Origin of the sequence: Sphingobium wenxiniae (assembly GCF_007830065.1) — a bacterium.
Lineage (GTDB): Bacteria > Pseudomonadota > Alphaproteobacteria > Sphingomonadales > Sphingomonadaceae > Sphingobium > Sphingobium wenxiniae.
Genome location: NZ_VLKK01000001.1, coordinates 110,366 through 123,957, shown reverse-complemented (window position 1 = coordinate 123,957; position 13,592 = coordinate 110,366). Strand labels below are relative to the sequence as shown.

Below are 13,592 nucleotides of genomic sequence, written 5' to 3'. Positions count from 1 at the left end.
CAGGCCCTTATTCTTCATGCCGATCCTCTCGCACTCCCCCATCGACCGCCGCAGCCTGATCCGGGGAGCGGCGGGCCTGACCGGCGCGCTGACCCTGGCCCGCGCCTTTCCCGGCTGGGCGCAGAGCGGCACGGCGGGTCTTGCCCCTGCGCGGGATGTGCTGAGCGGCGATCTGATCCAGCTAAGCGTGGGGGAGGGCCATTTTGCAACCGATGGGCGTTCTGCCCATGCGGTGATGGTCAACGGCATGGTGCCCGCGCCGCTCATTCGCCTGAAGGAAGGGCAGAATGTCCGGCTGGCCGTCACCAATGGGCTGAGGGAGGATACATCGATCCACTGGCATGGCCTGATCGTGCCGTTCCAGATGGATGGCGTGCCGGGGGTAAGCTTTCCCGGCATCCGGCCCGGCGAAACCTTCACCTATGAATTTCCCGTCCGTCAGTCGGGCACCTATTGGTATCACAGCCATTCGGGAATGCAGGAGGCGATGGGGCACTATGGACCCATTGTCATCGACCCTGCCGGCTCCGACCCCGTGCAGAGCGAGCGCGAGCATGTGATCGTGCTGTCCGACTGGAGTCCGGTCCATCCGCATGTGCTCTTGAAGCGGCTCAAGCAGATGGGCGGCTATTTCAACATGCAGAGGCAGACCCTGGCCGGGCTGCTCGCGGGGAAGGACCAGAGCGCGAAGGAACGCCGCGAATGGGGCGCGATGCGGATGGACCCCACCGATATTTCAGATGTGACGGGGGCCACTTACAGCTTTCTGGTGAACGGCCATGGCACGGCGGAGAATTGGACGGGGCTGTTCACGCCGGGCGAGCGGGTGCGGCTTCGCATCGTCAACGCGTCGGCGATGACCAATTTCAATGTCCGCCTGCCGGGGCTGGCCATGAGGGTGGTGCAGTGCGACGGGCAGGATGTGCAGCCGGTCGAAACCGACGAGTTCCAGATCGGTATTGCGGAAACCTACGATATCGTCGTGCAGCCGGGCGAAGCGAAGCCCTATGCGCTGGTGGCGGAGGCGATAGACCGATCCGGCCTTGTCCGTGCGACGCTGGCGCCGCGCATCGGCATGGCGGCGGAGATTCCGCCTGTACGGGAACGTCCGCTGCTGGGCATGAGGGACATGGGCATGGACATGCCGGGCAAGAACATGGGCCAGAGCGGCGTGGTCGACGTCCGCCAGACTATTAAGGAAAGCATGTCCGGTCATTCGATGAAAATGCGGGACAAGTCGGTCGCGCCGCAGGTGAAGATGGGACCGGGGGTCGCCACCCTGTCGCCCATGCCCGCCGACAGGATCGCCGACCGCCCGACCGGCCTTGAAGATGTGGAGCATCGGGTGTTGACCTATGCCGATCTCAAGTCCCTGCTGCCCAATAGCGACCGGCGGACACCGACGCGCATGCTCGACATCCATCTGACCGCGAACATGGAACGCTATATGTGGTCGTTCGATGGGGTGAAGCTGTCCGACAGGGCGGAGCCCATCGCGTTCCGTCATATGGAGCGGGTGCGGGTGAACCTCATCAACGACACGATGATGCCGCATCCCATCCATCTGCACGGCCATTTCTTTGAGCTGGTGACGGGGGCGGGCGCGTATAATCCGCGCAAGCATACGGTGAACGTCCTGCCGGGCGGGAAGGTGAGCTTTGACCTTACCGCCGATGCGCTGGGCGATTGGGCCTTCCATTGCCACATGCTGCTGCACATGCATTCAGGGATGATGCGGGTCGTCACGGTACGGCATGAGGGGGACGCGGCATGAAGGGCCTGGCTTCCGTTGCCGCCTTGCTGCTCGCTGCGGCTTCGCCGCCTGCGTTGGCGCAAATGGATCACAGCCAGATGGATCACAGCCAGATGGGTCATGGCCAGATGGAGCAGGCGCAAGGGCAGGATCATTCCGCTCACATGCCTGCCCAAGCAGCCTCGTCCGACAATCCCCATGCCGGCCATGGGCATGCCGCCACCGATGACGGCATCCCGCGAGGCGTTGTCCCCACGCCGCCCGCCGATCATGCGGCGGAGGTCTTCTACGATCGCGCCGTAATGGAGCGCGCGCGTGCGGCGATGCGTAAGGAAAGCGGGGGCATGACCTTCTCCCGGCTCATGCTCGACCGGCTGGAATATCAGGTGCGCAAAGGGGCGAACGGCTATCGCTGGGAGGGGGAAGGCTGGATCGGCGGCGATATCAACCGCTTCGCCTTCAAGACCGAAGGGGAAGGGGAAATCGGCGGCCCGCTGGAGCGTGCGGAAGTGCAGGCGCTCTACAGCCGGGCGATCGATCCCTGGTTCAATCTGGAAGCCGGCGTGCGCCATGACATCCGGCCGGAACCGCAGCGCACCTATGCCGTGCTGGGGATAGAGGGACTTGCTCCCTATTGGTTCGAAATTGGCGCGCAGGCTTTCCTGTCCGACAAGGGCGACGCGCATCTCCGGCTGGCGGGCAGTTACGACCAGCGCATCACGCAGCGCCTGATCCTGCAACCCGCGGCCGAAGTGAATATCGCTGCCCAGGACGTGCCGGAACTGGGCATCGGGTCGGGCCTGTCCGACATCGAACTGGGCCTGCGCCTGCGATACGAATTTGCCCGCGAATTTGCGCCCTATATCGGAGTCAACTGGGAACGCAGGCTGAGCGGCAGCGCAGCCTATGCCCGTGCGGCCGGAGAAAGCGTCTCTTCAACCAGCCTGGTCATGGGCGTGCGTTTCTGGTTCTGATACAGCCGCCGCATGATGACTGCCGCCCCGCTCATCGCGGCCTTGTCGCTGACCGACCAAGGACATGTGGCGGGCGTTCGCTCATGCGGGACGGCTGCGGAGAAGCAGCGCGACGACGGCGGCAAGGAGCATGGCCGCCGCGAGCGCCAATGATATGTGGACGCCGAACAGCGAGCCGATCAGGCCGACCGTGATGCCGGCGAAGGCGCGGCAGCCGAGCGATGCCATGCCGAACACGCCGAGCACCCGGCCGCGGATGTCGGCGGGCGCTTCCACCTGGACCACCGTCTGCGCCATGCTGCTGAAGGATAGCTCGAAAAAGCCCGCGCAGAACAGGAAGATCAGGGCCAGCGAATAGATCGGGGTGAGGGCGAAGCAGGCGAGCGCGCAGCACCAGCCCATCGCCAGCAGCAGGGCGGTGCGCGCGCCGGTCGTGAAGCCGCCCAGGGTTTCGAGCAGGAAGCCGGCGGTCAGCGCTCCGGCGGCATCGGCGGCCAACAGGATGCTGTAAGCGGCTCCCGGATCTCCATGACCCAGATCGATCGCGAAATTGGGCATCTGCGCCTGATAGCTGTTGCCGATGAAGGCCGCGGCCGCGGCGGCAAGGAGCGACATCGAGACGATTTGCGGACGGCTCGCGATTTCGCGCAGCGTGCGCACGATGTCCTGGAAGCCCCGGACAGCGGTGCGCCCGGTCGCTTCCCGGCGATAGTGGAGGAGCCAGAGCCAGAGGATCACCGGCACATAATAGCAGGCATTGAGGAACATGCCCTTGATCGGACCGAGCCAGACCAGCATGGCCCCGCCCACCGCAGGGCCGACCAATATACCGAGATAACGCGCCGTGGCATTGAGGCGCACCGCGCTTTGCAGTTCCTCCGGCTCCACGATCGCATGGAGCAGGAGCTGGCTCGGCGTTTGCCAGAACACGCCCGCGCAGCCATGCAGCACCAGCAGCAGCATCGCATGCCACATCTCAAGCGTGTCGGTTGCGAAGAAATAGCCCCAGCCGAGCGACACGCCGATGAACATGGCCATGCCGATCTGGATGAGACGGCGTGGATCGACCCGGTCCGCAAGCGCGCCCATGGGAAGCGAGAAGAACAGATAGGGCAGCCAGTGCGACAGCACGGCGAACCCGCCCAGCGCGGGCGAGTGGAACTTCTGGAAGATCATCCAGTAGCTGATGACGTGCTCGATATTATCGGCCATCATCGCCAGCAGATAGGTGAAGAAGAACCCTCGGAACCTCGGGTGCCGCATGGCGGCAAAAGAACGGCGCGTGGCTGTGGATGAACTCAAATCTTGCTCGCTCGACCTTAAGTGACTCGACTCTTGGTCACGCCTGCTACCCGGCGCACCGCGCCATCGCAATCGCGGATAGTTAGCTAATGCGCGTAGCCCATCAGGATCAAAGCCGTCATCAGAGCGACCGCAATTGCGGCGGATATCACCCATCCGAGGCGCGGACGCCGCGTACAAGCCAGAAAGACGCTGTAGACACCTACGACGCCGAGGAAGAAAATCAGATTGAGCATTGTCTCGTGACTTCGATTGGAGCGGACGGCGGGTCCGCACATCAGGTGAGCAGTTGGCATCCGGGCGAGGGCATTCAGCAGGCAGGCGCATGAGCCTGCACGCAAGCGCCAACCCGCATAGGCGTATCCCGCTTATCGCCGCGAGAGCGCCTTACCGGCGGCGCGATTGCCAACCATTGCATGGGAAGGCCGACTGGCCTCTTCACGGGCGTTGAGTATCGTCACCATGGCCAGCATGATTCGCCGCGCCGACGATGGAGCGCCAATCCGCGGATCGCACCAGAGGTTGGAATAGAGCGCCGCATAGGCGCCGAAACTGACTGACGGATCTTGGCCCATGGCGTCAAGGCGGCGCTCCAGCGCCGTCACGATTTCCGCCGCTTCATCGAGAGGCAAACCTTCCCCACCCATATCTTTCCAGATGGCCCGCCTCTGCGCCTCAATCATGATCCTGATCGATGGGGATTGAAATTTATCCGATAGCGCCCCCAATAACGAACCTTGCACAGTCCCGCTCCCGCCCAGGCGCAACGCGACCGCGAGCAGTTGATCCTCGGCGAAAGGCGATTCTTCCAGACGTGAGATTTCACTCATTCCATCGTCGGCGAGCGCGCGAATCCAGGCGGACTGGCCCGGCAAGGCCAGTATTGCTTCGGCATCGCGTGCGGCATCGCGGAGCAAGCGCATGAACAGCTCTTGCTGCTGAGCGGGTCGATCCATCGTGATTTCTACCAATTCAGTGTCATCGGGGACAGCGTCATGCCGCTTTAGGCGGCTCGGGAAACTCGGGCGGCTCAGTGCTGTGCGACGGTCGTCGTGGACGGACGAAGGGCAGCGTTCCGGGCCGATCCTTCCGTTCCTGTGCATCTTGTTCCGCGCGGTGAGCGGAATCGTCCTGTCTATCGCTGATCATGTCTGCTCCGGTCGGCCGGCCCATTCGTCCAGCCCTGCTCCATCGGGAAAGCAAGCACCCCGGCCCCGCCCTGCGCGGGTCCGGGGCCGCTAGCCTTCGAGCAGCCGGCCCGCGTGGTGCGCCGAGCACCTCAAGGAAACAGATTCGCACATGACGGCCAAAGCATGGCCCAAAGAAAGTTAAAGTCAACTCAGGGCACGAGCGAGAGGACATGGCGCTCCGCTGAACGGCTGCATCCGCGCAAGTAGCCGAGCGCCACTGGTTGACTATTCCTGCTCATGCGCCGATGAGCCCCATCATGACTTGCCGCAATTCCATCCGCGCCCAGCGCGCCGGCAGACTGATCGCCGGCATCTAGCCCCGGACATCGCCGCTGTAGCATGTCCGGGGCAGCAGGACTTTCAGCAGCGGCAACCGCTCCGATCTGCACTTTTTCAGTTTCTATCTTGCTCCGCTTCAGGCGGTCCGCGGAGCGTGAGCCATGCCATGTCACATCCTCGATGGCGAAATGCCAGGTCCGGCGGTTCATCGGTCGTCCGGAAACCGACGGCGCTTCCAGCCCATATCGTCAGCGTGCCGCGCGCACTGTCGAAACTGGGATATTGTTCGCGCACCGAGGCCATCAGGCTGATTGAGGAAGGGCGCGTTACGGTGGATGGCCGGCAGGTGCGCCACGCATCGCAGCGGGTCGATCTTGCACGGTCCGTGCTGGCGGTCGCGGGACGGGACATTGTGGCCGAGCGCCCCGTCTATCTGATGCTCAACAAACCGCGCGGCGTGGTGACGACCCGGCATGATCCGCAAGCGCGCGGGACCGTCTATGACTGCCTGCCGCGAAATCTGCCCTATCTTTCACCGGTCGGCCGTCTCGACAAGGCGAGCGAAGGCCTGTTGTTCATGACCAACGACACGGCCTGGGCGGAATATCTTCTCAACCCGGCGTCGGGCGTAGCCAAGACCTATCATGTGAAAATCGACCGGGTGGCGGACAGCGCCCTGCTTGCGGCACTGGCCGCGCCGGTAGCGGAGGGCGGCGAACTGTTGAGCGCGATCGCCGTCGAACCGCTTCGCTCATCGGCCCGGTCGAGCTGGATCGAAATCGTGCTGACCGAAGGCCGCAATCGTCAGGTTCGCCGCATGTTGGCGGCGCAGGATGCCGAAGTCCTGCGCCTGGTCCGTGTTGCAATCGGCGGTATCAGGCTCGGCGAACTCGCAAAAGGTGCGATCCGTCCTCTGGAGGCCGAGGAAGTGATGCGCCTGCGTTCCGCTCCGACATCGTGGTCATAGCGGTTGAGGCGCCGACCACGCGCGGATAGTGGAGATTCGCCGCATCCCGGCTTGCCAGATAGACATGGTGGAAGGCATCTACCCTGCCTCCCGAAAGAGGCACTGAATCGCAACGCCAGGTCCATGGCAGGACATCCAACCGTTTCTCGAACGCAGGGGATAGTTCCGATGACCAGAAGGCGGCGATCCCTCCCGGGGTGAGGGCGCGTTCGACGGCCCTGATCCCGCATTCCCGATAGATGTCGCCATTTTCCGTTCGGACGAGATGTTCAGGGCCATTGTCGGTGTCCATGAGCACGACGTCATAAGCCTCGCGCCCATTATCCAGCGTGTGCCTTACATCCTCCACGCGGACCTCGACGCGCGGATCGTCAAGTGGATTGCCCGCGAGATGGCCGAAATAGTGCCTGTTCCAGTGCACGATCTCAGGCACGATTTCCGAAACGACCACTTGGGCGTCGTCATCAAGGAAGTTAAGCACCATCCTCAACGTGTAGCCCAGACCCAGGCCGCCGATCAGAACCTTTCGGGCCGGGCGGCCAAGCAGGCGCAGCGCCTTCTCCGCGAGAAAATCCTCCGATTGATGACAGGAACTGCACATCAGTTCCATGCCGTTATATCGGATTTCATAGAGATCGTTTTTCCTAAGCAATATGATTTCGTCACCGGCGGAAATGCCGGTTCGTGCCACTTCGGTCCAGATGTACATGCCCATCCCTAACGATCGCGGCGCGGCTGGCGGCAACCGGCGCGTTTCAAATTCGCGTTAGATGATTTTCAGGGGTTGCCCGGCCTCAGAGCCGCGGCAACCCATGGGCATCGTCGGCCCTTGTCCCGATGATCAGCGGATAGATTGCCGAAATATTCACGGCCTGCATGGTCATTATCGCAATCGGCATCCAAGGCTGCTGGATAATCATCCATGCTTCGTCTGGACGGGATTGTCCAGTGGAGGGCCACAAGAACATCGGCGGGGCACCAAACTGTCGGTGCAGGCCGACGAGACAATTGCGATATTCCCCGCTAAGGCACATCCATGGCTAACATGATTTCCTGGAATGGCCGACGCGCCGATATCGCTATCGACCTTGGAACCGCCAATACGCGTGTCGCCGCCCGAGGCTCGGGCATGGTGTTCGACGAGCCGTCGCTGTGCTGCTTTTCAAACGGCGGCACACGGCCCAGGCTTGTGGCGGCGGGCGAGGCCGTCCGCGCCATGGTCGACAGGACTCCGGATTCGCTCAAGGTCACGCGCCCGCTCCGTCGAGGCGTTCTCCAGGACATCGACGCCACACGTGAGCTTCTCGCCTATGCCATGTCGTCGTCTCTTGGCCGTCGCCGTCTGAGAGCGCCGCGCGTCGCGATCGGGATTCCCGCCGATGCGACACAGGCTGAACGGAGCGCTTTGCTCACGGCGGCGTCGGACGCAGGGCTGGGACCTGTAAGCCTGATGAGCGAGCCTTTCGCCGCAGCGCTAGGCGCTGGCCTTGCGGTGCACCGCCCGGAAGGTTCGATGATCGTCGAATGCGGCGCTGGAACCACCGAAGTCGCCGTCATTTCGCTCGGCGGGATTTGCCTTACCCGATCGGTCCGCATCGGCGGCGCGGCGCTGGACACAGCGCTCGCCGATCACTTCCATTTCCGCAGAAAGTTCCTGATCGGCGAGATCACGACGGAGCGCTTGAAGTGCGATCTGGTGCGGTTGCTGGGCGCTCCCGACGGCGAGGAGAGCCAGATGATCGAGGCCAAGGGCCGGAGCCTGACGTCGGGCATCCCGGGCGTTCAACAGGTGCTTGTCAGCGAATTGCGGCCGGTCGTGGCCAAACATGTCGCACACATTGTGGAAGTCGTGCGCGACGTTCTCAACCAGACCCCGCCCGAACTCAGCCACGACATTCACGAAAAGGGGCTGACGCTGACCGGAGGCAGCGCCGCGATCCCCTGTATCGGTCAGGCGATCACGGCGGAAACCGGCCTGCGCGTCCATATTCCCGACCACCCGCATCAATGTGTCATGCTGGGCCTTGAGGCGATGCTGGCATCATGAATCTCGCCGTTCAGCCGGGCTTGTCAGAGGGCTGACTGCGGCCCGGCCACGCGGTGCGCGATGTTTTAAATAACCCCCATCGCCTGCATAGCTTCCGCGACCCGCACGAAGCCGGTGATATTTGCCCCCAGGACATAATTGCCCGGCGCGCCATAGGATTCGGCGGTTTCCGCGCAGCTATCGTGGATACGGCGCATGATCATCTCCAGACGCGCTTCGGTTTCCTCGAAAGTCCAACTGTCGCGGGACGCGTTTTGCTGCATTTCCAGAGCCGATGTCGCGACGCCGCCGGCATTGGCCGCCTTTGCAGGACCAAAGAGGATGCCCGCCGCCTGAAAGAGGCGGACGGCCTCCGGCGTGCAGGGCATGTTCGCTCCTTCGCCCACGGCGACGACGCCATTGCGGATCAACGCGGCCGCATCGCTGCCGTTGAGTTCGTTCTGGGTGGCCGAGGGCACGGCCACGTCGCACGGCACTTCCCACATCGAGCCTTGCTCGGAGAAACAGGCGCTGCCGCCCTTGAGGCACGGATAGTCCGAAATCCGCTCGCGACGGCTCAACTTGATCTCCTTGAGCAGTTCGAGATCGATCCCCGCCTCATCGACGATGAAACCGGAGGAATCCGAACAGGCGACCACCTTGCCGCCAAATGCGTTGACCTTCTCGATCGCGTAGATCGCGACATTGCCCGATCCCGACACGACGACCCGCTTGCCCTCCAGGCTTTCGCCCTTGGTCTTCATCATCTGGTCGATGAAATAAACCGCGCCATAGCCGGTGGCTTCCGTTCGGGCGCGGGAACCGCCGTAGATCAGTCCCTTGCCGGTCAGGACGCCCGCCTCATAGCGGTTGGTCAGGCGCTTATACTGGCCGAACAGATAGCCGATCTCGCGCGCGCCCACGCCAATATCGCCGGCGGGCACATCGGTATATTCGCCCAGATGACGGTAGAGTTCCGTCATGAGCGACTGGCAGAAACGCATGATCTCGCCATCGGAGCGGCCGCGCGGATTGAAATCGGACCCGCCCTTGCCGCCGCCGATGGGAAGACCGGTCAGGGCGTTCTTGAAAGTCTGTTCGAAGCCAAGAAACTTGATGATCCCGACATTGACCGACGGATGGAAGCGCAGGCCGCCCTTATATGGACCGAGCGCCGAATTGAACTGGACACGAAAGCCGCGGTTGATCTGGATCTGCCCCTTGTCGTCGACCCAGGGAACGCGGAAGATGATCTGCCTCTCCGGCTCGCAAATCCGTTCGATCAAGGCATTGTCGATATATTCCGGATGCTTGGCGACGACCGCGCCAAGACTTTCCAGCACCTCCTCGACGGCCTGATGAAATTCCGTCTCACCCGCATTTCTTCTCAGGACTTCTTCAAAAATCGGAACAAGTTTCTCGTCGATTCGGGACAAATTGCGGCTCCTTATGCTGTTGAGGGGAGGACGGACGCTGGCGGACGGATGCCGGTGACTATACGGTCCGTTCGGGCTGCGTGACTTTCAGGATGGTCAGCCGCCGTTCGCGGCCTTCGCGATCGGGCCAGCGAATGGAATGACCTTCGCGCAAGCCGATCAGGCCCGCGCCGACCGGCGTCAGAATCGAGATTCGTCCCGCCGATATATCCGCTTCGGCGGGGTAAACGAGCTGCACCGTGCGTTCAGCGCCGCTTGCCTCATCCTTGAACTGGACGGTGGAATACATCGTGACGATGTCGGAAGGCACACGCGCGGCGCTATGGATCGTGGCGCGCGCGATTTCGCGCAGCAGCAGTTCGCTGACCTGCGGCATGGTGTCGGCCACGCCCAACGCGAGATCGGTTAGATTATCGGCCTCGGTGCTGATGAAATGGACGGGAGGCCGTCCCGTATTGGTGCTTCTGGTCATGGTGCTGCTGGCTTTCGAGAGAGAGACTAGCCGCGCGCCTGTATCAGGACGCCCGTCATTCTTTCGATGTGCCCCGAGTTCGGGGCATAGCGCACGGAACCCGGGGCTAGATGCCCGCTAGAAGCTGCCCCCCTTGGTGGCGAAAGCGTGAATAATCAGCCCATAAGTGCATGGTTCATGCCTTGGCATGCGAAGACGTTCGAGTCAAACCTGATGGATGAGGCGGACTCCCAAACATGGTCGTCAGCCTGCCGCACGTACATGCTTCCAGTGCCCGATATCCCGGCAAGCGAGCCAGAAAGGCTTACACGCAATCCGCACCATGAAATGCCGGAACCAAATAGCTGAATAGAATCCGATTGACTTTGCCGGTTTGCGGGCCTGCTATGAAGCTCGCAGAAACTCGCCGGGGCAGTGTCGATCCATGAGCGCGTCGCCAAGAACTCGTTGGATTATCGCATTGGCACTGACCTTCGGGTTGATCGCCGCGATCCTTCTGGCAGGCGGTGTCTGGCTGGTCGTGCTGGGAGGAAGCTGGTTCTACGCGGTCGTCGGGGCGGCGCTGCTCGCGTCCGCCGCACTGCTGTGGAAGCGCAATCCGTTTGTCCTTCCCCTGTTCGCGCTGCTGGTGCTGGCCACCGTCATCTGGGCATGGGCGGAGATCGGTTTCGACTGGTGGCCGCTGGTGCCGCGCGGCGACCTGATCTTCTTGATGGGCGCGGCGTTGCTGCTGCCTGCGACAGTGCGGCGCTTGCGGCCCGGCGAGCGCTGGTGGCGGGCGACATGGCCACTGACCGTCAGTCTCGCAGTCGCGGCCGTTTATGGCGCCATTTCCCTATTCGCCACGACGCATGAATTGAGGGGTGAGATTTCGAGCGCGCCCATCGCCATCGATGCGGATTATGGCGGGGTTCCGGCGGGTGACTGGCCCGCCTATGCCCGCACATGGGGCGGGGAGCGCTGGTCGCCGCTGGGCGACATCACGCCTGCCAATGCCGACAAGCTGGAAGTCGCATGGCAGTTCCGCACTGGCGATCTGAAGCGGCCGACCGATCCGGCCGAGTTCACCTATGAGATGACCCCGATCAAGGTCGGCGGCCTCGTCTATCTTTGCACCCCGCATAATTGGGTGATCGCGCTCGACGCGGAGAGCGGGAAGGAACGCTGGCGGTTCGATCCGAAGATCCGCACCTCGCCGCGCGACATGCAGCATATGACCTGCCGCGGCGTCTCCTATTATGACGCCGCGCAGGCCGGGAAAGCCACCGCCGATTGCCCGCAGCGCATCCTGCTGGCGACCAACGATTCGCGCCTGATCGCGCTCGACGCGCATACGGGCAAGCTTTGTCCGGGCTTCGGCGCGGGCGGGACGGTCAGTCTGCTCGCGGGTCTGACCGACTATAATGGTGGCTGGTATCAGGCGACCTCCGCGCCCCTTGTGGCGCATGGCCTCGCGATCCTGGGCGGCGCGGTGTTCGACGATATCTCGACGCATGTGCCGTCGGGCGTGATCCGCGCCTATGACGCGGTGAGCGGCAAGCTGATGTGGAACTTCGATCCGGGCAATCCGGATGACACCACCCCGCTCGCGGAAGGCAAACATTATACGCCCTCCTCGCCCAATAGCTGGAGCACGCCCGCAGCGGATGAAAAGCTGGGCCTTGCCTATTTCCCGATGGGCATGGGCGCGGTCGATCAATGGGGCGGCAAGCGGCCGGAGACGACCGAGCGTTTCGCGACCACGATCCTCGCGCTCGACCTCGCGACCGGTAAGCCGCGCTGGCATTTCCAGACCGTCCATCATGACGTGTGGGACATGGATGTCCCCGCGCAGCCTGTGCTGGTCGACCTCACCCTGCCGGGGCGCGGCCGGGTGCCCGCGCTGATCCAGTCGACCAAGACCGGCAATATCTTCATACTCGACCGGCGGAGCGGCGCGCCGCTCTATCCGGTGACGGAACGCCCGGTGCCCGGCGGTCCTGCACCGGGGGACCGGCTGTCGCCGACCCAGCCCTTCTCCGCCGTTTCGCTGATGCCATGGAAGGCGAAGGAAAGCGAGATGTGGGGCGCGACAATGGTCGACCAGCTCTGGTGCCGCATCCGCTTCCGCTCGCTGCGCTATGACGGGCCGTTCACGCCGCCGTCGTTGAAGGGATCACTGGTGTTTCCCGGCAATTTCGGGGTGATGGACTGGGGTGGCATCTCGGTCGATCCCAGCCGCCAGATATTGTTCGCCCATCCCAATTACATGGCTTTCGTCGACCGGCTGATCCCCAAGGGGGAGGCGGGCGACCTCCGCCGCGCCACCGGGCTTGCCAGCGGGTCGGATCGTGGCGGCGCGAAGGAGAGCGGCTACAGCCCCAATCACGGCGCGCCCTTCGCGGTGGACATGAACCCGTTCCTGTCCTTCACCGGCATTCCCTGCCAGCAGCCGCCATGGGGCTATGTCGCGGGGATCGACCTCACCACCGGCAAGACGGTCTGGCAGCGCAAGAACGGGACGATCCGTGACGAGACGCCCCTGCCGCTTCCCTTCAAGCTTGGCGTGCCCTCGCTGGGCGGGCCGCTGACCACGGGGGGCGGTGTGGCCTTCATGTCCTCGGCGATCGACAATTATGTCCGGGCCTATGATGTGCGCACCGGCGCGGTGCTGTGGCGTGCGCGGCTGCCCGCTGGCGGGCAGGCTTCGCCGATGAGCTACCGCACGCCCGGCGGGCGGCAACTGGTCGTGGTGGTGGCAGGCGGGCATGGATCGCTGGGGACGAAGCCGGGCGATCATGTCATCGCTTATGGACTGCCATCGAAGCGGCCGTGAAGCAGAATGAACCATAATAAGGGCGATCGCGCGGTGGCGGTTGCGACAATGAAGGGGTGAAAATGGCAAGGCATTGGATAATGAGCGATCGCGGGCTGCACATCCTGGGCTGGATCGCATCCGCCACCGCGGTCGCCATGTATATGTCCTATCTCGATCAAATCCGCCTGAACCTGGCGGGCCAGAAGGGTTCGCTGATCCAGCCCGGCGCGACATTCATGAACTGCTCCTTATGGGTGGCCTATGGCTTTCTGCGCGAGAAAAAGGATTGGCCGATCGTGATCGCGAACGGGCCGGGTATCGTCCTGGGGGCAGTCGCCTTCGCCACCGCGCTTTGACCCTTGCCGCAAAGGACCAGGGGAGGCGGGCAATGCGAAT

General features: G+C 63.3%; 11 protein-coding genes. 6 read left to right on the top strand and 5 right to left on the bottom strand.

Annotated features, from left to right (window positions below; genetic code table 11):
* Window positions 1–16: 16 nt before the first annotated feature.
* Both IQ35_RS00575 and IQ35_RS00570 read left to right on the top strand, forming a co-directional pair.
* A complete protein-coding gene (locus IQ35_RS00575) occupies window positions 17–1,774 on the top strand; it encodes a copper resistance system multicopper oxidase (RefSeq protein WP_145071583.1) in 1,758 nt (585 codons plus the stop codon).
* Window positions 1,771–2,727: a copper resistance protein B gene (locus IQ35_RS00570; RefSeq protein ID WP_145071581.1), complete on the top strand. Its 957-nt coding sequence runs from the start codon at window positions 1,771–1,773 to the stop codon at window positions 2,725–2,727. Before IQ35_RS00575 ends, IQ35_RS00570 begins: the two co-directional genes overlap by 4 nt.
* An 81-nt stretch (window positions 2,728–2,808) precedes the next feature.
* Here IQ35_RS00570 and IQ35_RS00565 read toward each other — a convergent pair whose 3' ends face one another.
* Window positions 2,809–4,029, bottom strand: coding sequence for an MFS transporter (locus IQ35_RS00565; RefSeq protein ID WP_199739892.1), 1,221 nt, complete (start codon window positions 4,027–4,029; stop codon window positions 2,809–2,811).
* A gap of 368 nt (window positions 4,030–4,397) precedes the next feature.
* The gene (locus IQ35_RS00560) at window positions 4,398–5,000 is read right to left on the bottom strand and encodes a hypothetical protein (protein ID WP_145071577.1); all 603 of its coding nucleotides are present in this window, start codon (window positions 4,998–5,000) and stop codon (window positions 4,398–4,400) included.
* 664 nt (window positions 5,001–5,664) lie between these two features.
* Between IQ35_RS00560 and IQ35_RS00555 the strand changes: the two genes are divergently transcribed.
* Window positions 5,665–6,465: a pseudouridine synthase gene (locus IQ35_RS00555; protein WP_145071575.1), complete on the top strand. Its 801-nt coding sequence runs from the start codon at window positions 5,665–5,667 to the stop codon at window positions 6,463–6,465.
* Here the strand turns inward: IQ35_RS00555 and IQ35_RS00550 are convergent.
* Entirely contained in the window at window positions 6,374–7,174 is an 801-nt protein-coding gene (locus IQ35_RS00550) for a spermine/spermidine synthase domain-containing protein (RefSeq protein ID WP_145071851.1), read from the bottom strand. The genes IQ35_RS00555 and IQ35_RS00550 overlap by 92 nt on opposite strands.
* Window positions 7,175–7,501: 327 nt before the next feature.
* Here IQ35_RS00550 and IQ35_RS00545 point away from each other — a divergent pair, with 327 nt between their 5' ends.
* Window positions 7,502–8,512, top strand: a complete 1,011-nt coding sequence (locus IQ35_RS00545) for a rod shape-determining protein (RefSeq protein ID WP_242003256.1) — start codon at window positions 7,502–7,504, stop codon at window positions 8,510–8,512.
* Between the two features lie 65 nt (window positions 8,513–8,577).
* On the opposite strand, the gene gdhA is transcribed toward IQ35_RS00545, so the two are convergent.
* Both gdhA and rnk read right to left on the bottom strand, forming a co-directional pair.
* The gene (gdhA, locus tag IQ35_RS00540; RefSeq protein WP_145071573.1) at window positions 8,578–9,927 is read right to left on the bottom strand and encodes an NADP-specific glutamate dehydrogenase; all 1,350 of its coding nucleotides are present in this window, start codon (window positions 9,925–9,927) and stop codon (window positions 8,578–8,580) included.
* Window positions 9,928–9,985: 58 nt separating this feature from the next.
* A complete protein-coding gene (rnk, locus tag IQ35_RS00535) occupies window positions 9,986–10,399 on the bottom strand; it encodes a nucleoside diphosphate kinase regulator (RefSeq protein WP_145071571.1) in 414 nt (137 codons plus the stop codon).
* A gap of 460 nt (window positions 10,400–10,859) precedes the next feature.
* Between rnk and IQ35_RS00530 the strand changes: the two genes are divergently transcribed.
* Complete coding sequence (locus IQ35_RS00530) at window positions 10,860–13,214, top strand: membrane-bound PQQ-dependent dehydrogenase, glucose/quinate/shikimate family (RefSeq protein WP_199739891.1); 2,355 nt, start codon at window positions 10,860–10,862, stop codon at window positions 13,212–13,214.
* Between the two features lie 80 nt (window positions 13,215–13,294).
* Window positions 13,295–13,552, top strand: a complete 258-nt coding sequence (locus IQ35_RS00525) for a SemiSWEET family transporter (RefSeq protein WP_199739890.1) — start codon at window positions 13,295–13,297, stop codon at window positions 13,550–13,552.
* Window positions 13,553–13,592 lie beyond the last annotated feature (40 nt).

Bases quoted from the DNA above. Each gene is read 5' to 3' on its own strand.
- IQ35_RS00575 (WP_145071583.1), top strand. From the start codon at position 17: ATGCCGATCCTCTCGCACTCCCCCATCGACCGCCGCAGCCTGATCCGG.
- IQ35_RS00550 (WP_145071851.1), bottom strand. From the start codon at position 7,174: ATGTACATCTGGACCGAAGTGGCACGAACCGGCATTTCCGCCGGTGAC.
- IQ35_RS00570 (WP_145071581.1), top strand. From the start codon at position 1,771: ATGAAGGGCCTGGCTTCCGTTGCCGCCTTGCTGCTCGCTGCGGCTTCG.
- rnk (WP_145071571.1), bottom strand. From the start codon at position 10,399: ATGACCAGAAGCACCAATACGGGACGGCCTCCCGTCCATTTCATCAGC.
- IQ35_RS00525 (WP_199739890.1), top strand. From the start codon at position 13,295: ATGAGCGATCGCGGGCTGCACATCCTGGGCTGGATCGCATCCGCCACC.
- IQ35_RS00545 (WP_242003256.1), top strand. From the start codon at position 7,502: ATGGCTAACATGATTTCCTGGAATGGCCGACGCGCCGATATCGCTATC.
- IQ35_RS00555 (WP_145071575.1), top strand. From the start codon at position 5,665: ATGTCACATCCTCGATGGCGAAATGCCAGGTCCGGCGGTTCATCGGTC.